Annotated in this window: 19 protein-coding genes; 10 read left to right on the plus strand and 9 right to left on the minus strand. The window is 48.9% G+C overall.

Features of this window, described 5'->3' with window-relative positions; genetic code table 11:
• Window positions 1-39: 39 nt before the first annotated feature.
• Both ACWHX8_RS13120 and ACWHX8_RS13125 read right to left on the minus strand, forming a co-directional pair.
• A complete protein-coding gene (locus ACWHX8_RS13120; protein ID WP_447968578.1) occupies window positions 40-363 on the minus strand; it encodes a hypothetical protein in 324 nt (107 codons plus the stop codon).
• A 100-nt stretch (window positions 364-463) separates the two neighbouring features.
• Window positions 464-2,038, minus strand: coding sequence for a M14 family zinc carboxypeptidase (locus ACWHX8_RS13125; RefSeq protein WP_447968579.1), 1,575 nt, complete (start codon window positions 2,036-2,038; stop codon window positions 464-466).
• A gap of 345 nt (window positions 2,039-2,383) precedes the next feature.
• On the opposite strand from ACWHX8_RS13125, the gene ACWHX8_RS13130 reads away from it, so the two are divergent.
• From ACWHX8_RS13130 to ACWHX8_RS13145, 4 genes are all read left to right on the plus strand, one after another.
• Window positions 2,384-3,160: an alpha/beta hydrolase family protein gene (locus ACWHX8_RS13130; RefSeq protein ID WP_447968580.1), complete on the plus strand. Its 777-nt coding sequence runs from the start codon at window positions 2,384-2,386 to the stop codon at window positions 3,158-3,160.
• 66 nt (window positions 3,161-3,226) lie between these two features.
• Window positions 3,227-3,691 carry a hypothetical protein gene (locus tag ACWHX8_RS13135; protein ID WP_447968581.1) on the plus strand — a complete coding sequence of 155 codons (465 nt, stop codon included), beginning with the start codon at window positions 3,227-3,229 and terminating at the stop codon, window positions 3,689-3,691.
• A 59-nt stretch (window positions 3,692-3,750) separates the two neighbouring features.
• Window positions 3,751-4,272: a gamma carbonic anhydrase family protein gene (locus ACWHX8_RS13140; protein WP_447968582.1), complete on the plus strand. Its 522-nt coding sequence runs from the start codon at window positions 3,751-3,753 to the stop codon at window positions 4,270-4,272.
• Between the two features lie 158 nt (window positions 4,273-4,430).
• Window positions 4,431-5,240 (plus strand): NAD-dependent epimerase/dehydratase family protein, encoded by an 810-nt coding sequence (locus ACWHX8_RS13145; RefSeq protein WP_447968583.1) that lies wholly within the window; start codon window positions 4,431-4,433, stop codon window positions 5,238-5,240.
• A gap of 67 nt (window positions 5,241-5,307) precedes the next feature.
• Here ACWHX8_RS13145 and ACWHX8_RS13150 read toward each other — a convergent pair whose 3' ends face one another.
• Entirely contained in the window at window positions 5,308-6,765 is a 1,458-nt protein-coding gene (locus tag ACWHX8_RS13150; protein ID WP_447968584.1) for a CPBP family intramembrane glutamic endopeptidase, read from the minus strand.
• A 614-nt stretch (window positions 6,766-7,379) separates the two neighbouring features.
• Between ACWHX8_RS13150 and ACWHX8_RS13155 the strand changes: the two genes are divergently transcribed.
• The 6 genes from ACWHX8_RS13155 to ACWHX8_RS13180 all read left to right on the plus strand — a co-directional run bounded on the left by ACWHX8_RS13155 (window position 7,380) and on the right by ACWHX8_RS13180 (window position 15,348).
• The gene (locus ACWHX8_RS13155) at window positions 7,380-8,525 is read left to right on the plus strand and encodes a pyridoxal-phosphate-dependent aminotransferase family protein (protein ID WP_447968585.1); all 1,146 of its coding nucleotides are present in this window, start codon (window positions 7,380-7,382) and stop codon (window positions 8,523-8,525) included.
• 367 nt (window positions 8,526-8,892) lie between these two features.
• Complete coding sequence (locus ACWHX8_RS13160; protein ID WP_447968586.1) at window positions 8,893-9,327, plus strand: response regulator; 435 nt, start codon at window positions 8,893-8,895, stop codon at window positions 9,325-9,327.
• Window positions 9,328-9,582: 255 nt separating this feature from the next.
• Window positions 9,583-10,623 (plus strand): sensor histidine kinase, encoded by a 1,041-nt coding sequence (locus tag ACWHX8_RS13165; protein ID WP_447968587.1) that lies wholly within the window; start codon window positions 9,583-9,585, stop codon window positions 10,621-10,623.
• A 7-nt stretch (window positions 10,624-10,630) separates the two neighbouring features.
• Window positions 10,631-13,105 carry an ATP-binding protein gene (locus ACWHX8_RS13170; protein ID WP_447968588.1) on the plus strand — a complete coding sequence of 825 codons (2,475 nt, stop codon included), beginning with the start codon at window positions 10,631-10,633 and terminating at the stop codon, window positions 13,103-13,105.
• Window positions 13,102-13,698: a Tll0287-like domain-containing protein gene (locus ACWHX8_RS13175; RefSeq protein WP_447968589.1), complete on the plus strand. Its 597-nt coding sequence runs from the start codon at window positions 13,102-13,104 to the stop codon at window positions 13,696-13,698. Before ACWHX8_RS13170 ends, ACWHX8_RS13175 begins: the two co-directional genes overlap by 4 nt.
• Before the next feature lie 261 nt (window positions 13,699-13,959).
• A complete protein-coding gene (locus ACWHX8_RS13180) occupies window positions 13,960-15,348 on the plus strand; it encodes a malic enzyme-like NAD(P)-binding protein (protein WP_447971911.1) in 1,389 nt (462 codons plus the stop codon).
• A 78-nt stretch (window positions 15,349-15,426) separates the two neighbouring features.
• Here ACWHX8_RS13180 and ACWHX8_RS13185 read toward each other — a convergent pair whose 3' ends face one another.
• From ACWHX8_RS13185 to glmS, 6 genes are all read right to left on the minus strand, one after another.
• On the minus strand, window positions 15,427-16,242 hold the full coding sequence (locus tag ACWHX8_RS13185) for an undecaprenyl-diphosphate phosphatase (RefSeq protein ID WP_447968590.1): 816 nt from the start codon (window positions 16,240-16,242) through the stop codon (window positions 15,427-15,429).
• Window positions 16,243-16,351: 109 nt separating this feature from the next.
• Entirely contained in the window at window positions 16,352-17,203 is an 852-nt protein-coding gene (gene rfbD, locus ACWHX8_RS13190; protein WP_447968591.1) for a dTDP-4-dehydrorhamnose reductase, read from the minus strand.
• Window positions 17,200-17,763, minus strand: a complete 564-nt coding sequence (gene rfbC / locus ACWHX8_RS13195) for a dTDP-4-dehydrorhamnose 3,5-epimerase (RefSeq protein WP_447971912.1) — start codon at window positions 17,761-17,763, stop codon at window positions 17,200-17,202. The genes rfbD and rfbC overlap by 4 nt, the downstream gene beginning before the upstream one ends.
• Before the next feature lie 2 nt (window positions 17,764-17,765).
• Complete coding sequence (gene rfbA / locus ACWHX8_RS13200; protein WP_447968592.1) at window positions 17,766-18,644, minus strand: glucose-1-phosphate thymidylyltransferase RfbA; 879 nt, start codon at window positions 18,642-18,644, stop codon at window positions 17,766-17,768.
• Between the two features lie 66 nt (window positions 18,645-18,710).
• A complete protein-coding gene (rfbB, locus tag ACWHX8_RS13205; RefSeq protein ID WP_447968593.1) occupies window positions 18,711-19,820 on the minus strand; it encodes a dTDP-glucose 4,6-dehydratase in 1,110 nt (369 codons plus the stop codon).
• 241 nt (window positions 19,821-20,061) lie between these two features.
• Window positions 20,062-21,891: a glutamine--fructose-6-phosphate transaminase (isomerizing) gene (gene glmS, locus ACWHX8_RS13210; protein WP_447968594.1), complete on the minus strand. Its 1,830-nt coding sequence runs from the start codon at window positions 21,889-21,891 to the stop codon at window positions 20,062-20,064.
• Between the last annotated feature and the right edge of the window lie 72 nt (window positions 21,892-21,963).

The following is a 21,963-nucleotide window of genomic DNA, read 5'->3' on the forward strand; positions in this document are numbered from 1 at the left end:
TTTATGTAAGACTTCACATTCCATGCTCATCTAGAATCATTAATTTCCGTCAATCTCTTTTTTCCGAAGTAACTCCAATTCAATTTTTTTGGCTTGAACTCTTTTGTTTCGAGGGCCAGTCGCCCATTCATCAAGATATTGAAATGCCCAGACGGTAAAAAAGACCGAAAGTGCGGTCAGACTGAGATACCAGACGACGGTATACGTCGCCATCAACCCCAATGACTGCAGCCACGGTATTCCTGCAAACCACACCAGTATGGCAACGGCTGGGAAAATTAACACAGTGACTGGGGCGAGATAGTCCCGCCAGGTTTTGGGGATGGCGGCTTCAGCCTCGTCATCGATCTCCTTGCTCAGCATCAACAATTTTCTATCAATGAATTCGATCGAATATCTATAGGGGCTATCCTACACATATTCCCGCCAAATTCCTCAAACGTCTCTTGCCTGCTTGAAAACACTACTCGGGACAACTATCGAGCACCTGACGAAGCTCGCCAATGAGCGGCATCAAAAATGGGCCATAGCCCGGAACAGGTCCAAACACGTCTTCAGGAAATGCGACATTAATCGCCGTCGTTAACGGAAGATCGCAATACCCTTCTTCGCCGGCAGGCTCCTGGGAACGCCATGCACTCACGGTCAACAGGACTTCTTGAAACGCCACGACATTCATGAACGTATTGATGAATGCGAAAGCTCGATCTCCACGAAACCATTCGGGGGTCAGGCCAGGAACGGGCATCCCATTGACGACTCGTTGAATCGACAGGCTTACCGCATTGGTGAAGTTCTGACTTTCCCACCCTCCTGCAATGGCACCCAATTTTGCGTAAGCTGCGGAGCTGCCGTCATTGATGGTTCCTGCTCCTGTTTGAATTTGGGCAAATCGATTCACGACACCAAACCCGAGCCGTTGAATTTTCTTGCTAACCCGGGCAGCAAGGGTTCGTGAACGACGTTGTTGAATCCCGGCATCTTCATTCAGTGTGGTCACCAACGGGCTAAACACGACTGGTGACTGTGGACTTCCATCTTGGCATTGTGCACTGGGCAGTCCTCCAACAAGTGTACCTGGCATAATGCTCGTCGGATCAATCACACAAGACGTTTTATTGATATCTCCATGGAGATCAAGCATCACCTCAGGGCGCCAGGCTAAGCCGACGGCAACCATGGCTTGGGCTTCTTGCGGTCGAATGGGATGTTTCAAATCGACAAAATGGTATCGATTCAAATTATACCCGACGCCGACCGTTCCCAAAAAACCTTCCTCGGAATCCTCACTATAGCCACCACCGGCCTGCGGGTCGACATTGGTTCGCGTCAAGGCACAATTTTCCGTAATCACGGAACCGAACGGCGTGCCGATAAAACAATCAGACGACGGCTCACCTCCGTCGGGATTGGCCCGCACCAGAATGAGAAGATTGACGTTTTTCAGGATCTTCTGAGCCTGAGAATTCCTGGCATGTGCAAGATACCGGATGAAACGTAGCGCGGCCTCGGTTGACCGGACTTCGTTCCCATGTTGTTGCGTGATGACCATCACTTTCATGCCATAAGGATTGCCGAGACGTGCAGCCCAGAGCTCACGACCTTGCGTGGAAAATCCAACAGCCACTGGATTTTGATTCCCACGTCCACCATCATTGATCGTGCAGAGCACCGCCTCTCTGACCGTGGGATTCGGGTGATCAATGCCGCACACATGCGGTTGCATCCAAGGCTCGGCGGCTAAGTCGCTATCGATATCGATGATACCTTGATTATCATGATTACGAATCAATGGACCCACGACAACTTTGTTCCGGGCAACCCGTTGAATGCGTAAGAGTGTTTTTTTGAGTTGTTCATACGTCGTTAAATCTTGGAACCGCTGCTGCAGGACATCTGGCTCAATTCCACTAGCACTCTGCGAGGCCGCACGCCTATGACTTGTGCCTCCCTCATCGGCCTGGACATTCCATGCATTGGAAAGACACAAGCCAAGACCGAGGAGCACGATACCCGTTTTTTGAAGTACTGTAGTCATGAGTCCCCCATTAGATAAAAAGGTAAAGAAAATCTAGAGCGCAGTATAGAAATTTCATATCCTGTAAATCAAAAGGAACAAATGCTGAACAAATAAGCATACAGTGCATACGAATTCGTGAGGACAAGACCTCTATCCGAAAGTCCACTCTCCTTCTGCATATCAAACATCACGCAATCGGCCCTTCCTAGGACCGCTGAAATTTGAGGCTTGACAGGCACCGGATCGGTCTTGCAGGGTAAAGGTGAATCTACATACATTCCGTGCGTTTTTCTGAATCGTAGAATTCATGTAACGCGACGACACACAGATCCAATCGACACACACGAGAAACGGCATCAAGCAATGACGACTCATCACAAGACTCTGTCATTTCAAGACTCACACGGACAAGCAGTCTCTGGCATTCTGGCCAAACCCTCACCAAGGACCGACCAAATTGTCGTGCTCTGCCATGGCTTTCTTTCCAATAAACAGAGCAACACCAATCGACGATTGACTGAATTGCTCACTGAACGTGGCATAAGTACCTTTGCCTTTGATTGGTTTGGAATGGGAGAATCCGACGGCAGGTTCGCGGACCTTACCGTCGATATTTGCTGTGATGCCTTAGAACATGCCTTATCCTTTGTCCGTTCCCGTGACTATTCTCGCGTAGGACTTGTCGGGTCGAGCTATGGTGGTCTCATCGCGACATTAATTGCCGCTCGTGACTCCAACCTGGCAGCTCTCGGCCTCAAATGCCCGGTCCCTGACTTTCCAGAAATGCTTCGGGTAGAATTTGGACAAGAGGCAATGAACCGCTGGCAGAATACCGGTGAGATCCCAGACGTGACAGGCTCGGAAAAACCAATCGAATTACGCTATGCATTTTATGAAAACTGCCTGACCTATGATACGTACACCGCGGCACAAGCTGTCACCACACCAACCATCATCGTCCATGGCGATGGTGACGAATTGGTACCGATTCATCAAATAACACGCCTGAAACACTCGTTGTCAGGAGAAACAGAACTCCGTCTCCTTCCAGGCGCCAATCATCATTTCGGCAAACCTGATGATTTTCGTATAATGACGACATGCCTTGCGAACTGGATGATTCAACATTTGCCAGACTAATCGCCATTTTCATGAATATGGAAAACCGACAGAACCTATCACATGGTTTTTTCACATGGGACGATCATGCCGGTTGACACAGATTTACGTGAGGAACAACTAGAAATCCTGCGGGTTCTCTACCCATGGTACAAAGAAGAAGTGTTCCGTCGGCGTGAACAGATGATGCGCCTCACGGCCTTTGCCAGCGCCTTTCTGGTGCTGTTGCTCGTCACCATTATGGCGATCTCGCCAACTCATGGCACAAACGGAACGACGCAACTTTTCGCCATCACTGGCGTCGCACTCTTCTCTGCGATCTTTGTCTACCTGATTCTTCAACAACGAGACCGCCATCGTATTGCGAAAAAGACCTTAATAGAAATGGAGAAAATATTAGGCCTGTACGACGAAGGCCTCTATTCTGTTGGAAAAGCTCTGTATCCTGAAGACTGGCAAACCGCTTGGCTCAGCGATCGAAGCGTGACGGTGTATGTCGCGGTGATCTCCGCGCTCACCGTCCTCGTCATTGCTGCGGTACTGGTCCGGTAGTTATCGTTTGTTACGATATTGACATAAACATACTCATTGCAATTTGGAGATAGAGAAGAATGATTCGAGCGTTTCGTGGAGTGATGCCAACGATTGCCAGTAGTGCGTTTGTCGAAGAAACCGCCGCGATTATTGGTGATGTCGAAATTGGCCCAGAGGCAAGCGTTTGGTTCAATGCCGTAATCCGAGGAGACGTGAATTCTATTCGCATTGGTCATCGTACCAATGTTCAAGACCTCTCACTTCTTCATGTGACGCACGACACGTACCCCCTTCTGTTGGGCGATGACATTACGATCGGACATCATGTGGTCCTCCATGGCTGCACGATCAAGAACCGTGTCTTAGTTGGCATGGGCGCAGTCATCATGGACGGGGTCATCATCGAAGAAGATTGCGTGATCGGAGCGGGAGCCTTGATTACCGAACACACCCATATTCCCGCGAATAGCCTCGTCTTAGGTAGTCCAGGCCGCGTCAAACGCCAACTCTCGGATTCGGAGTTAGCATGGATTAAGGAATCCGCCCAAAACTACATTCACTACGCAAGCCAATACATGGCAGATCGTCAAGAACAATGATCAATCGACGTTGCTGGCCGTTCGTGACATGTCGTTCATCGATCCTGGCATTCGTATCTCGTTGTTCGTTTCTCATATCTCGCAAAAGCCCCTGAACACCATTGAACGGCTCATTGGACTAACGAGAGACAAAAGACTTCTCCGGCACAACAATTCTTGTGAGTAAGACTGAACTTCAATCTCGCCCTCTTGTCATCCTTGGTGCAGGATATACAGGGACATTTCTCTACCCGCTCGCAAAAACTCACGGCTGGCGGACATATGCCACCAGCCGAAATCCCATAACTCACCTTCCACTCGTTCCAGAAAACGACCAGATAATCTTTGACCTAACGGCCCCCGAAACATGGGGAAACATTCCCAAGAACGCACATGTGATTTGGTGTTTCCCTGCTCTCCCTCAAGACGCTGCAGTAAATTTTATCGAACAGCATTTTGAGGACCGGGGACGGTTGATGATGCTGGGCAGCACATCAGCCTATGGGTCGGGACAACCATCTCCGATTGATGAACACGCGCCTCTCGACTATTCCATTCCGCGTGTACAGAGCGAAGAATATTTTCGTGAAACCTATGGCGCGGTTGTGTTACGACTCGCGGGACTCTATGGACCGGGTCGACACGTTCTTGATTGGATGCGAAAGGGAAAGGTGAACAACACCAATAAATACGTGAATCTCATTCACATTGAAGATGTGGCCGCCATCTGCTTGACGGCACTCGAAAAGGCTCAAGATGGAGAACATTATATCGTGAGCGACGGTATATCCCGACGATGGTCTGATATCTTTGAAGTCGCTTCGAAACGGTGGGGCCTGAGACTTCCACCATTGTTGCCACCCAAAAATCCAGGAAAACGTTTGAATATTGCAAAGCTCAGGAGCACACTGTATGCATCATTCTTACATCCTGACTTGTATGAAGCACTTGACAGAATTGAAAAATGTACAATGAAAAGTGGAAAATAAGACGAGAGACGAGAGACAAGAGAAAGTTCTTTTCCGATACATTTTATATTTTTCACTTTTCTTTTTTTCATCGAAACACCACGAGGAGACTGGCCATAAAGACAAAATTATTCAAAGCATGTGCCGCGATGCCCGGCAACAGGCTTCCGGTTTTTTCATAGGCCCAGGCCCAAAGGAACCCGCTCCACCCCACAGCTAACAGACCGACAATGCCATATCCGTGCACGATTGCAAAAATAGCCGCGCTCAATACCGCCGAGAGTGTCCAGCCAAATCGTCGCCGCAAACTGGCATACACAATACCTCGAAATATTATTTCCTCAAAAATCGGAGCTAATACGACAACTTCTACAAATAGAATAAACAGATCGATACCATCCCCCCACACCAAGCTATCTTGAAACCATTCGGTCCAATGCGTTGACCGTCCGACGACATCACCAGCGAAACTGACCACCACATCTCCAAACAACCCGCAGGCGAACAAGGACAAGACTGTGAGAGATAACACTCCGACTTTTCCTTGACGGAGTTGACAGCCAAACACGTGGCGCAGCGAATAGCCCTTGGGTCGCAGGAGATAGTAATACAACAACCAAGGAATCGGCACATACAGAATGACCGTGCTTATCAGTTCTATGACTTTCTCATTGACTCCGCCATTCAGGAAACTAAAGTATGCCCCTAAGAGTGCTCCCAGCCCAGCCAGGAACAGAAACGTCACAGCCGCACCTCGCATAAGCACAGCAAAACCATCACCACCCTTCCACGGTGGTGGCAACGCTGCATGCCCGACTACCAGCCCATCTTCACCCTTGCGATAGCGAATCCAGAGAACGATCAGTAAGGCCATCAGACTCACAAACGCTCCGCCAACCTCGACAAAGATTAAGAGACGATTGCGCCAAACGAGTTGACTCTGTCGACTCTGAAGGTGATCTTGCGTCATGCGAACAAACGCTGTGTCGTGCGCTCGCGTGGCAAGGTGAAGCGCCAATCGACGGTAGAACCAATTATCGGGAACTTCTTCGGCGAGTCGTGCTTGCAGCCGGTGAATGTTTTCAGGGTTATGCGCTTTACCGCCATACGCGGTTTCTAGCATATCCCGAAAGAGTTGCCACCGTTCATCTTCGACATCCCATGCTTCCACCCGTGTTTTCATTCGCTCAGAATGCCCGGCCTCAGCCTCCAGGACCCCAGCATAAAGTGCGTTTACTGGATCATCTGATTCATGCGTCAACTCGGTGTACCATCGAACAAGCGGCTTCACGGTTTCGTCTTCTCCATTGAGCACCCGGTACACGGATTGTTCCCAAGGCGACACCTGCTTCAGCGATGATTCGAGGGACATGGATCGACTCACGATATGTTCTAAGGCCCGTTCGGGATTCTCAACACGCTCCAACGATGTCAGCGAGCCATATGACCATACCAACAAACCCATACCTCCAAGAAACACCAACGTACACACAAGAGTCCAGGCAAACGAAAACCCTACAGACGGATTTCCTCCCTGATCTGCCATGATGTCCCCAGGATCACCCGCGTCTTGTACTTGGATGTACGGTTCAGGTTCCAAAATCCACGGGCCTTTCTACCAATACATAGTAGTGCGCTACACTAGAGACACACACCTTCAGGTTCAATTGCGCGGCAATATACCACGGAGCGCTCAAGGGAAAGCACGGACATGACGTACACAGAAACATTTCCATATTTCGATTCCTTCATTTGTCTTTTTCCTGATAGCCTATAGCCGTTTCAGTTATGCCGAATCTACGGGTCACCCCATTGAATACTGATTGCCCTTTCGTTATTGAACCGTCAATCGTCTGTAGGTCATCCAGGCGGGCATAACCTTCCTCATATTCACGTTGTACTGCGCTAAGCTATAGCCAATTCCATGAACTTCGATATCTTGAAGTCCTTAATTCTGCAGGGGAACTCAGGGTGGCTCAACTGAAATGTATGAGGATTCGCTATAGTTGCATTTTCTTCTTTGGAACGTATTTGGATTTGCTATAGCGTCCAACATTCCAAATCAGATACAATCGGAGTGCCTATTTTCGCAGTATTCCGATGCAACCTCTTTCAGCACTCACCCCACCCCACCGTATCCTTCTTGGACCAGGACCCAGCATGGTTCACCCACGAGTTCTACAAGCCATGGGCACCCCTTTGGTTGGCCACTTGGACCCTGCCTTTCTTGCAATCATGGATGACATTCAACAAGCCCTGCGATGGCTCTTTCGCACATGCAACGCGTTAACCATTCCAATTTCAGGAACAGGATCGGCAGCCATGGAAGCGGCAATCGTCAATCTGGTGGAACCTGGCGATTCAGTCATTGTCGGAGTGAATGGGATTTTTGGAACTCGACTGGCCTCTATGGTCGAACGATGTGGCGGACAGGCGATTCGTGTTGAAGCGCCGTGGGGACAACCGCTCAATCCCGAACATATCGAACACCATTTAAAGGCAACGAGCCACATTAAAGCCGTAGCCATTGTTCATGCTGAAACGTCAACAGGCACACATCAACCTCTCGAACACATCGGCCAGTTATGTCAACAACATGAGGCATTGTATATTGTCGATACCGTCACATCGCTCGGGGGAATGGACGTCAATGTTGACGCCTGGCACATCGATGCATGTTATAGCGCAACGCAAAAATGCCTGAGTTGCCCACCGGGGGTCGCGCCGATTACGTTTAGTGACAACGCGCTACAGTGCATTCGGCAGCGTCAATCAACCTGCACCAGTTGGTATTTGGACAGCTCGCTGATCGCCGATTACTGGAGTGAGTCCAAACGTACCTATCATCACACCGCACCAATCTCTATGGCCTATGCGCTTCGCGAGTCTCTCCGTTTGATTCAAGAAGAAGGTCTCAAAACCCGGATTGCACGTCATCAACACAATAGCCTCGCACTCATGGCTGGACTCAGGACACTCGGATTTGAACTGTTGCCGCCTTCACCCTATCAACTCACCACCTTGCTCTGCGTACAACTGCCCTCCTTCATTGACGATCACACAGTACGACAAGCGCTCCTCCAAGAATTTCACATTGAGGTGGGCGGCGGACTTGGCCCATTGGCTGGAAAAGTTTGGCGCATTGGACTCATGGGCGAATCCTCTCGTCAAGAATATGTTCTCCTCCTTTTGTCGGCTCTCGAACACCTACTGACCAGAGAGTATGGACAACGTCCAATGGGAGAATCAATGCAGGCGGCAATGGCCGTGTGGAACCAAGCAGACTCATCCCGCCATAACGTTTGACCTTCTAGCGCATGACCAGTAGGTGCGGTGAAGGAGTCCAGTTCACACTTCCAGCGAGTGACGCATATCAGCGGCGACCCATCTTCCCAATAAATAGTACATCTCGATAACATATTCTTGACTTTGTTAACGGATCGGCATTTAATTGATAGTGTTCTCAAGCTGGTTCACGGAGAATCGGAGATGACGATCTTCAGGAACATGCATCAACCCCAAGCCCTTCGGCATAGATGTGCTCGAAGGGCTTTTGTGCGTTCGGGCTTTGTCGAAATATGCCACCGATACAAGTGACAACCTTGCAGCGGAGAGTGATCATCAAGGTACCTAGGCAGAATAGTCTGTCCATCATTCATTAAGGAGGTCAACAATGTCTCAACCCAAATCAGCCTACATGTTCAGCGGACAACCTTCAGAAGGACTCGTCCTTATCGTCGATGATGAACCAGATGTTCGAAAGGTCGTTCGCATGACCTTGGAGAAGGCCGGCTACCATGTACTTGAGGCTGAAGATGGCGAGAAAGCGATCGAAGAAATTAAAAAAGGCGAAAATCCTATCGTGCTAGATGTCATCATCACGGATATTCGCATGCCGAATAAAAATGGGATTGACGTCATCAACTATTACAAACAGGAATGGCCCAGCGTCCCGCTGATCGTTTTAACCGGATTTCCCGACATGGATATGGCAACATCTCTGTTAAAACATGGCATAGTCGACTACCTCGTGAAACCTGTTGAGGCCGAAAAACTACGAGCGGCCGTGACTCAAGCAATGGGACAACGTGAACTTCGCGGGTTCTAATCGTGAAGACCCCGTATGATTGGCACGTACAAGCGGAGTAAGCATGAGTGATCAACTCACAAGCTTCTCCTGCCTTCGTTGTCCCTGTCCTCACTTCAGGATCTCACAGCTCTCCCTGCGGTAAGGGAGAGCTGTAGCCTGAAATGAGTTGCGATCGTCAACTCTTCAAGCGCCCCTTTGATTCATTGCGCGTTCTCCTTCGAGCTTCTACATGCGACCTGAATTACATAGGCACGTCTCAAGGACTTCTCCATTATGAACATCCAAGATCAGACAACGATTGTTATTCTCGGTGCTGGAAAAGGCGGATCTGCCCTACTTGAACTATTGACCAATCTTCCAAGAGTGACTGTCGTGGGCATTGCAGATCGAGACGCTTCAGCCCCTGCACTCGAATACGCGACCCGACGTCACATTCCCACCACCCAGGACCCCTTACAACTGATTCGCCAGGAAGGAATCAATCTCATTGTCAATGTCACCGGAGACCCTGCTATCGAACAGTTGCTGGCCACACACAAACATCCCGAGACAGAAGTGTTAGGAGGGGCCGCGTCGAAAGTCTTGTGGGATCTCGTCAAGCACACATCGCACATGCAGTCGCAATTGTTTCAAGCAGAAAAACTCGCCGGCATGGGGACCTTTGCCTCGGGCATTGCGCACGACATCAACAATCCACTGTATATTCTCTTGGCTTTTTCAGAAAACATATTAGAAGAAACCAATCTTGACACGATTCACACACAAGCCCGAAGCATTATTGAGGCAGGAAAACGCATACAGAGTATCTGTCAAAACATTACACAATACGCCAGGGCAGCCAAACCTGGTGATGCAATACCAGTTGCAGTCAACTCAACAATAGACGAGGCCGTGAAAATTGCTCAATTTGCCACGATTCTTCAGGATCTATCCATTATCAAAAATTATCAAGAGCAGCTTGAAGTCCTCGCCAATCCCGACGAACTGTTTCAAGTCTTGGTGAATCTTATTACCAATGCCATTCATGCGATGGAAGGCAAAGGGACGTTAACACTCGCCACGTGGCAGGAAAACGGATTTGGGAAAATTGCAATTTCCGATACCGGCTGTGGGATTGCCAAAGAAAACTTGGACAAAATTTTTGAACCATTCTTTACCACGAAGCCGAAGGGACAAGGCACAGGCTTAGGCCTCCATACCGTGAAAGCCATGATCAAAAAATATAATGGCAAGCTTTTGGTCCAAAGCGAAGTCGGCAAAGGTACAACCTTTACGATTGAAATCGCTCATGCCTCTTCACCATCATCAGGGTAGTGCGTTCATGGACTCCAGACACCACACACAAGAAACGCCGATCAAGGTGAAGCGAGGCCTGAAACGCAAGCTCATCCTCTCGATGCTCCTCGTTGGTGCTCTCCCGTTGACTATTGGCCTTGTTATGGCATTCCTGCAAGGAACAAAAGAAATACGAGAAGTCAGTGGGACAAGCTTTCAAGCCTTAGCTTCAGAAACGGCAAGAAAAATTGACCTGATCCTGAGTGATGAAATTGCGCACAACACAGAAATCGTCACTGATGTTTCCATCATCAAAACATTGGAAACCCATCGAGATCAGCTCACAACCTATAGCGATGATGAGTTGCAAGCCATCATCACCGAAGAAAGCCAAGCCTGGACCACAGAAAACCCTCAGCTCATTGAACGCCTCACACACAACGATCTTGTCACCATGCTCCAGCACTACTATGGCGGATCCTATGTCGACCCAGGGCACCCCATCCCTATCGTCACCCGATCCGCCACTCGAGGCCTCTTCATTACCGATGTTGCCGGACGTCTCATTGCCACATTGAATACAAACGTCGCCTATGCCCACGCGCAGGAACCATGGTGGAAAGGGGCGTTCAAAAATGGAGTCGGCCAACCCTACATCGGAAACGTCATGTTCAATGACAAGGTGGAGGCGTACACGTTCACCCTCTCACTCCCGATTATGGACAGCATTCGCTACCAAGTTATTGGCGTCTTACATCGCATCTATGATGCAAAGGAGTTTTTCGGACCATCGATTGAGACGATCCGGTTTGGCAAAACCGGTCATGTCATGCTGATCGACGGCCACGGAAAGGTTCTGAGTTGCCCAATTCTTCCCACAGGCACAAGCCTGAGCGACCCGCAGATCATTCCCTTAGTCACACCAATGCACAAAGGCTGGACGGCGGCCCCAAGCGATGGACATGGGGGAGATCGCGCTTCTATTATCGGCTTTGCTCCCCTGCCCACTTCAAGTGTGATTACACAGGCCTCGACAAACGTCGGATGGCACATGTTTGTGTGGCAATCATCTGAAGAACTGTTTGCTCCCATCGATCACCTCTTCACCTGGATCTCAGTCTTTGGACTGTTGTCCGTGTGCCTATTGGCAGCACTCGGCGCCATTGCCGCTGGACGCATTGTCACGCCCATCCGACAATTACAAGAGGCAGCAAAACTCATTGGACGTGGCGAATTGCAAGAACCTGTCAACATTAAGACCAACGATGAACTTGAAGAACTCGCCGACGAGGTCAATCGGATGAACCGGCAATTAGCATCTACGTTTGCCGGGCTAGAAAGTGAAGTTGAACTCAAAGCGCAAGAAGTCCAATACCTTCAAGAGTCCACAACCCAGATTCTCGATAGCGTCCCGGACCCCGTCATCATGCTCGACCAAACTCAACACATTCAATATATGAACCGTGCGTCCAAGGAAGCCCTTCACCTCAACGATAATGGGTACGTCGAAGGAGAATCCCTTTTTCATATTCTGAAAACCGATACGCCAACCACAAAGAAACTCGAAACAGAATTTCAAACGATTTGCGCGACATCGAGTGAAGACATCACGCAATTATCAGTTCAACCCCGATCTCATCACGCACTCAGAGATCCGCTGCAACAACAATCGGATTGGAGTTCGACGTCGAATGGACAAGAGTTTCATCTTCATAATCAAACATACCGCTATGAATGGTTTACCGTGAAAGCGAGACCTGGTCATGCACCAGGAGTCGGACTGGTGTTTCGAGATATGACGAAAGAAAGCCATTTGCAGGATCGCTTGATCAAAGAAGAAAAACTTGCCAGTCTTGGCGTCTTGAGTGCCGGCATTGGACACGAACTCAACAATCCGCTTGTCGGTGTCATTGGACTTGGCGAAGCCATTCAACAAGAAGACAATCCCAATCAAATCAAAGAGTATGCCCAGAACATCGTAAACCATGGGCGACGGATGGCCGCCATCATCAAAGACTTCACCGGACTCGCGACATCACAACTCACGGAACACCTTTCTCAAGTTGACGTGAATGAGCAATTAGCGTGTGCCATTGATCTCGTGACACAATCGCAGGACACGTCGTCGATTGATATTCAGACGAACTATCAGCCTGTTCCGCCGATTAACGCCATTCCGCAAGAATTGGCTCAGGCTCTCACACACATTCTCACCAACTCGATTCAGGCCATGGAGCAAGGAGGAACACTGACCATCACATCTTCCTTTTCAGAAAATATGACGCATATCATTATTGTGGATACAGGGCAGGGAATGTCGCGCACGCAATTATCAAAAATTTTCGACCCCTTTTTCACCACCAAGCAACAGGGAAAAGGAGCAGGACTTGGCCTCACCATAGCCCGCCGAATCATCCAAAAGTACGGAGGGCAGATTCGGATAAACAGTGAGGAAGGCAAAGGCACAACCTGCCACATTACGTTTCAGGCTCAAGAGACGAAACAGGAGGATGCATCGTGAGCAGATTCGACATACATATACGATGGATGGGAATTTTATGCGCCTGCCTTGTCATCACAAGTTGGACACCACGCTCATTTGGCGAAAAAAAACCGGCTAATTCGGGAATTCCACCAGAACAAGTGGCGCTCTATGCACATTCGATTATCGAGGCCGACCGTACCGTCTACACCACGCATGTCGTCAATCGAATGCAGGATAAGGGAATCGTCGCCGCAGCTGAACACTGGGAACAACAAAACGCCCTCCCCTTGCCAGCACAGTTTCTCCAACGAGCGGGACGTCTCGTCGCTGAAAAAGGAAGCGGGATACGTTATCGCTTAATCAGTCTCTGGCCAATCTATCGCCGAAATGGCCCTGCAACAGACTTTGAACGTAAAGGGCTGGAAACCGTCACGATGAATCCTGACACCCCATATATGGGTACGGTTATCAGCGGAAAAAAACAGTATTTTCAGGCCATTTTTGCTGATAAAGCGGTTACAAAAGCCTGCATCGACTGCCACAATTTGCATCCGCTCAGCCCAAAGCGTAATTTCAAGCTCAACAGCGTGTTAGGAGGAATTGTGATCACTATTCCCATTGATCAGTAACCCATTTTGTTAAACCGCATACGACAAAGCCCCCCTCGACTATCTCACCTTGTCTCAAGGCCATCCGTATCAGGATTTTATTTACAGCAGATTTTGTCCGAAAAGCATATAATGAAGTATGCAGATGGCCTTCCCTTCTTAAATCTCACGAGTGAGAGGAGAATTCCGCAGAATTTTCGAGCCATGACGCCAAAAATCATCGCCCGCCAGAAACGACAACGCCTGTCCCCAGAAGATGGTGGCCCCTATTCCAATTATCGTATGGCCGTCCGCTTAGAACTCACCCAACGCCCTGGAGTTTTCGCGCAATTAGCCACAGCGCTGGCCGAAGAAGGGGCGAGCGTTGGGGCCGTCGACCTCATTTCGGCAACCAAAACGACAGTGATTCGGGATGTGACCTTTGATGCCCAAAGTGAGGAACACGGCGACCAGATCCTTCAACGTTTGAGCGAATTGTCAGACGTGAAGGTCGTCGCCGCATCTGACAATATTTTCATGATGCATTTAGGTGGAAAGATTCGAGTCGAAAGCAAATTTCCCATTAAAACTCGCAACACCCTCTCCATGGTCTATACGCCTGGCGTGGGTCGAGTTGTGAAAGCTATAGCGCAGGATCGAGAAAAAGCCTATACCTTCACGAGTAAACACAACAGTATTGCCGTCGTCACCGATGGATCAGCCATTCTCGGATTAGGAAACCTTGGGCCGGAAGCTGCCATGCCCGTCATGGAAGGTAAGGTGATGCTCCTGCATCAATTTGCCAACATTGATGCGTGGCCCATTTGTCTCAACACGCAGGATCCTGATGAAATTGTCCAAGCGATTACAGCTATAGCTCCGGGATTTGGCGGCATTAATCTCGAAGATATCAGTGCACCTCGATGCTTTGACATTGAACAACGCCTTCGCCACCAATTAGATATCCCCGTAATGCATGACGATCAACACGGGACAGCCGTTGTCGTACTTGCCGCATTATACAATGCACTGAAGGTCACGAAACGGCAACTCAATCAGATCAACATTGTGATCGTGGGACTCGGTGCAGCTGGAACCGCCTGTTGTAAACTGCTAATAGAAGCTGGGGCCACAGCGATCAAAGGCTGTGATAAAAACGGATTGGTTCTTGATCAACCGATTCACGTCCTTCAAGATCATGTTCACAATCTCCATACACTCATTCACTATGACCATCCGGCAGGATCCCTCCAAGATGCCTTGAAAGAGGCACATGTCGTCATTGGCCTATCAAGCCAACATGCCCTGAAACCTGAAGACTTGGCGCTGATGGCCAAAGACCCTATCGTGTTTGCCCTGGCGAATCCCGACCCTGAGATTTCACCGCAAGATGCTGTTCCGTATTGTCGCGTCTATGCCAGCGGCCGGTCCGATTATCCGAACCAATGCAATAATCTCTTAGCCTTTCCAGGAATCTTTCGTGGAGCGTTAGATATTCAGGCCAAAACGATTCACGAACCGATGCTCCTTGCGGCCGCTCAAGCTCTCGCGAATCTCGTTCCTCCCTCCGCCCTCAACGAAGAGTACATTATTCCCAGTGTCTTTAATAAAAAAGTGGTCTCCCACATTGCCAAAGCTGTGGCCAAGGCAGGCATCGAACATGGTGTTGCGCGACGAGTCGTTAAGGGATAAGGCTCCAGAACAACACATCAATGCGGGTGGAAAGACATTTCCATTCTGGTGACATTCGCATCATGATATGATGACCGGTCACAGTAGATGCATCCACACAATAATGCCAAGACCAACTGGCCAAAGATAATACGAAAATAAATGAAAATGGTTTTGCTTCACAAGGCGTAGAATAATGCCAATAGACCAATACCCGACTAAGGCTGCCACGGTCATCCCCGCGAGATAGGGACCAGTCAGCACATCAAGGCTATTCATAACCTTGAGCATTTCTAACAGCATGGCTCCAAGAATTGCGGGAATAGAAATGAGTAATGAAAATCTGACAATGAGTTCACGCTCAAGCCCAAGGAGCAGGCCGCCCGCAATCGTCGAGCCTGAGCGAGAAATACCTGGCAAGACAGCAATGCCTTGAACCAAGCCGATAATGAGGGCATCAACGACGGTCATGTCCTGAATGCCACGACCAATCGACTTACCTCGGCCAACCCACAACACGACTCCTGTCACGATCAAAAACCCCCCGACAATATCAGGACGCGAGAATAGATCTAACCCGATTTTCTGAATGCTTAATCCTAATATCGCTGTTGGAATCGACGCCACAACGACCATTAGCACGGTCCGCCACTCCGCTCCAGTAAATACACTCGCATCATCAGATTCTGATTGATAGCCTAACAACCCTCGTGTCAACACAATCCAATCGTTTCGAAAATACACGAGAATTGCCACAACCGTTGCACAGTGCAGCATGATATCAAACAAAAAGCTTGTTTCCTCCACGTGCCCGAACCAGTACTGCGCCAACACAAGATGACCAGACGACGATACCGGCAAGAACTCGGTTAACCCCTGCAAGACAGCCAAGACAATAGCCTCTACATAACCCACGGTGACTCCTTACTCTATGCTGTGATTAATGGAAGGGATTTGTGTACGCGAAGGGAAACTCTGCAAAACGAAGCATCCTTCCCTAGGGAGACTTTTTTATTACCTAGTCTTATCCCATAGACGTTTCGCAGGATTGTGATGAATACTGAAGAGCAAACTCAGCAACGCCTTGCTTCCACGGCGGCAGAAGTATGCAAGGATTTTGCATCGAGGTCAATATGGCATTGGCCGGTCGAGGTGCCGGTCGAGGAAATTCTTTCGTTGATACCGGCGTGACAGGCGCGAGAATGTGTAACTGCACAAAAAGCTCTTGAGTAAAGTCAAACCAACTCGTTCCTCCTGAACCCGCAAGATGGTATGTCCCATATGCACATGTCTCAAGCAATTGCTCGATACCTTTAGCCAGGTGAGGAGCATAGGTAGGAGAACCAAATTGGTCATTGACTACACGAACTGGAGATTTTTGCGCAAGGGCGCAGATCGTATTCGGAAAGTTTTTTCCAACCGTATGATAGAGCCAGGCCGTTCGAATAATGAAATGACGCGTCGCCGTCATACGGATACGTTCTTCTCCTGCTAATTTGCTTTTTCCGTACATTGAAAGAGGATTCGGTCGATCAAACTCGTGATAGGGCTCCGTCTGGGTGCCATCAAATACATAATCAGTGGAAATATGGACAAGCGGGATACCCAGCGTGTTCGTCACTAACGCTAGGTTGTGTGGACCGTCGGCATTCACACGGTACGCCGTATCCGGATCGGATTCAGCCTGATCCACATTCGTATAGGCTGCCGCATTAATCACAACATCTGGCGTCAACGATTCGAGCTTTTCTCTTGTACACTCGCGGTTGGTAATATCCCACGCGTCTTTTCCATACGCATGCACGTCATGTCCGTTCAATGACTGTTGTAATGCATGACCAAGCTGACCATTGGCTCCGACAAGAACGACATTCATACGTATGTATCTTGATAGATCGGTAAACGTTCTTGCTCTTCCTCTAGGCTCAACGCAGCTGCATCTTTTTGGGAGATGACTGGTGTTGAGACTGGCCATGTAATATGAAGCGCAGGATCTTTCCAAGAAATCACAATTTCATCATCTGGGTGATACAACTCCGTACATTTATACTCCACATCCGCAGTTTCACTCATCACACAAAATCCATGAGCAAAACCAGGAGGAATATAAATTTGCTTAAAATTTTCGGCAGATAATGTTGCGCCAACCCATTGTCCGTAGGTTGGAGAACCACGACGGATATCCGCGGCCACATCAAAGACGGTCCCTTGACTCACACGTATCAGCTTTCCCTGCGGATAGCGAATCTGCGCATGAAGCCCACGGAGTGCATTGCGACCTGAACGAGAGTAATTATCCTGGACAAAAGTTTGTGGAAGTCCGGCCTTGACATATTTTTCTCGATGGTAGGTTTCTAAAAAAAACCCCCGCCCATCTTGATAGACATCTGGCTCTACAATTACCACACCGGGCAATGCTGTATGAGAAATCTTCACCATCAATTCCTGAGAGGTTGTCCAAGGATAGACAACAGATATTGACCGTAGGTATTGCCCTTCATCGTCTCGGCAAGTTGCTTGACGTCATGCTCACTAATATACCCCATCGTATAGGCAATTTCTTCAGGACACGAGACCATGAGGCCTTGCCGTTCCTGTAGGACCTGAATGTAATGCGCCGCCTGTAAAAGCGATTCATGAGTTCCCGTGTCGAGCCACGCAATTCCACGCCCCAATTGCACGACGTGCAACTGTCCAGACTCTAAATATTTGATATTGACATCGGTAATTTCAAGTTCCCCTCGAGGAGACGCCTTTAATGAATTCGCGATTTCAACCACCTGATTATCATAAAAATAGAGCCCAGTCACCGCATACGAAGATGCTGGAGCCGCGGGCTTTTCCTTGAGACTTGTTGCCTTCCCTTGTTGATCGAAACTCACCACGCCGTATCGTTGAGGGTCACGCACTTGGTACGCAAATACCGTTGCCCCGGATTGTAGGTCAACGGCTTGACGGAGATACTTCGCCAAACCGTGCCCATAAAAAATATTGTCCCCCAAAATCAAGGCGACCGCCTCGTCACCGATGAAATCGCGACCAATGAGAAACGCCTGAGCAATCCCACCAGGGTTCGGTTGAATGGCATAGTGAATATCTAAGCCTAAATGACTACCGTCACCCAACAGTCTGACGAACCCGTCTTGCTCATGCGGTGTGGTAATGAGCAGGATGGTTTGAATACCAGCCAGCATCAAGGTGGACAAAGGGTAATAAATCATGGGCTTGTCATACACCGGCATCAATTGCTTGCTGACGGCATAGCTCAACGGATACAGCCGTGATCCGGTTCCGCCCGCTAAGATAATCCCTTTCATCTCACACACGCTCCATATCTCGATTGAGGGTAATCACTCACTGGCATCAACACGTTCCGCAGACTTTCATACGTCACGAACAAGGGCTTGCAACCCCAACCGTACACGTGTTCCCTTATCCGCCTGTACGGCCCGACACCAATCTTGGTGATCAAGATACCATTGCACCGTGTGCCGTAAGCCACTCATGAAATCATACTTTGGCGTCCATCCAAGTTCTGTTTGTATTTTCGAAGCATCAATGGCATAGCGTCGATCATGTCCAGGCCGATCAATCACGAAGGATTTCAATTCATCATATGCGGTCATCGATTGATCCAGAAGCCTCTGATTCTGTGACGCCGGAACCAATTCTTCGAGTATGTGTATCAGTGCGTTTATCAACTCGATATTGGTTCGTTCGTTCTGACCTCCGATATTGTATTTCACCCCAGGTTGTCCTTGCGTCAACACACGCCACAGCCCTTCACAGTGATCTTCGACATGTAACCAATCACGAACATGTTGACCATCACCATAGATAGGAAGCGGCTTCGCTTCTAAGGCATTGAGGAGCATGAGTGGGATCAGCTTTTCAGGAAATTGAAATGGGCCATAGTTGTTGGAACAATTCGTTATGATTGTCGGTAACGTATAGGTATGAAAATATGCTCGAACAAAATGATCCGCCGCAGCTTTGGATGCCGCATAGGGTGAGTTGGGCGCATAGGGAGTCTCCTCGGAAAAGAGGCCTTCAGCCCCTAGGGCTCCGTACACTTCGTCTGTGGATACCTGCAGAAATCGAAACTCTCGCTTTTGGTCTTCAGATAAGGCCATCCAGTACTGTCGAGCCGCATCTAACAACACAAAGGTGCCAACGGTATTGGTTTCAAGAAAGGCAACGGGACTATCAATTGAACGATCGACATGAGACTCTGCGGCAAAATTAATGAGAGCTTCAGGGCTATGCTCAGCAAAAACTTGACGCATCGTCTCCCGATCTGCAATATCGGCCTCGATAAACGTGATCCGTTCATTGGGCAACAGACCTTGAAGGTTTAACCGATTCCCGGCATACGTCAATTTATCGATAACCACTACGTCAGCAGCAGATCGTGAAAACAAGAGTCGCACAAAATTGGCTCCAATGAACCCTGCTCCTCCCGTGACGATGATTGATGAGATCTGTCTGCTCATGACCTTCCAGATTATATTCGCATGACTGACGAGCGACGCGCACTCAACTCATCATTGAGCACACACGACTATTGAAACACGAGTTTTTGGAAAAACCAGAGACGTCAATTGGGACAAATACAGATAAATCGTTCGAATAGTTTAGGATAGGCGAGAAAAATTAGACTTCGTGTTTAGAATGATACCAAGCACGTCTGTATGGAACAATACTATATCTGTGTAAAGGCAGAGCATGTTGCGGTTACTCAACCGTCACACTCTTTGCTAAGTTTCGAGGGCGATCAACATCCAACCCACGCAATACGGCAATATGATAGGCCAGCAATTGCAAACCCACGGCAAATAAAATCGGCGTTAACAAGGGATGGACTTCAGATATTGGCACCACCACTTCAGCCACTCGACTCAGCTCCTCATCGCCTTCGAATCCAAACGCAATAACCGGAGCGCTTCGGGCTCGAACTTCCATCAGATTATTGACTGTCTTCTCATACAATCGATCACGAGGCGCAAGGACCACAACTGGCATGTCTTGATCAACCAAGGCGATGGGTCCGTGCTTCATTTCTCCTGCCGCATAACCTTCGGCATGGATATAGGAAATCTCTTTTAATTTCAAGGCTCCTTCGAGGGCAATCGGATAGTTAATCCCACGGCCTAGGTACAGAAAATTACTCTTCGTGAAATATTGCTGTGCGATAGCCAAAATGTCCTTTTCTTGCTTGAGCACGCTCTCAACCCGACCGGGAAGGGCCGTGTATTGATCTAACCACCAACGACCTTCTTCCGCACTCAAGACTTCTCGCACACGGCCAACGTGAAGGGCAAGTAAATAGAGCGCCATCACCTGACCCGTAAAGGCTTTGGTAGAAGCCACACTAATTTCAGGACCACACCGTGTATAAATAATACCATCTGACTCTCGCGCCAGCGTACTACCCACCACATTCACAATAGATAAGACACGCGCTCCTCGTTTTTTGGCCTCTCGTGCAGCAGCTAACGTATCTGCGGTTTCTCCGGATTGAGAGATCGCAATAAATAAATCGTCTTTTTGAATCATAGGCTCCCGATAGCGAAACTCTGAACCAATGTCGACTTGAACCGGCTTTCTGATCATTTCTTCAAACAGATACTTTCCAACCAATCCAGAATGCCACGAGGTACCACATGCCACAATCCAAATACGACGCGCGTCAATCAACTCTTGTGCCGTCATCGATAAATCAGGAAGATCGGCCTCTCCGGTTTCATAATTAAAACGACCTCGCAGGGTATCCATGATCACTTGAGGTTGTTCATGGATCTCTTTCAACATAAAATCAGGATACCCACCCTTTTCCGCCGCATCCGCATCCCAATCAATGGTCACACTCGTACGAGTGACGGGCTTGGCATCTGCGCCAATCACTGAAATATCGGAAGGCGTTAAGATCCCAATGTCGCCATCTTCTAAAAACACCACGTCCCGAGTGTGAGCAAGAAGTGGAGTCACGTCGGAGGCTAAGAATGAGCCTTTTCCGTTCTTTCCGATTACCAATGGGCAACCAGACCGAGTCGTCACAATGACATCAGGCTCTGACACAGAGATGACGGCTACGGCATAACTGCCATGGAGGTCCAAGTCCGCTGCCTGCAAGGCTTCCTGCAATGAGAGCCCTTTCTTCATATAGGACTCTAATAAATGTGCGATGACTTCCGTATCGGTTTCTGAGGAAAATCGATACCCTTCGGTCTCTAAACGATGTTTGAGGGAAAGAAAATTTTCGATAATTCCGTTATGGACCAGCACGAGATTGCCTGAGCGGTGCGGATGAGCATTTTGTTCAGATGGCTTGCCATGCGTCGCCCATCGGGTATGTCCAATCCCGAGCGATCCATTAAGATGTTCCGGCTCAACCAGTTGCTCTAAATTCACCAGCTTCCCAACGCTCCGTCTCACGGCGAGTTCTCCGTTATGAAGAAGCGCAATCCCGGCAGAGTCGTACCCGCGGTATTCCAATCGCTTTAACCCATCGATCAGAATCGGTGTTGCTTTTTCTTTTCCGATGTATCCAATGATACCGCACATAATCAAGCCTCAATGAAATTCGATTTTATGAGATTATTGCACGTTTTCTTCATTATGTCGGTCGTTACTGTG

Source organism: Nitrospira sp. M1, from assembly GCF_965152605.1.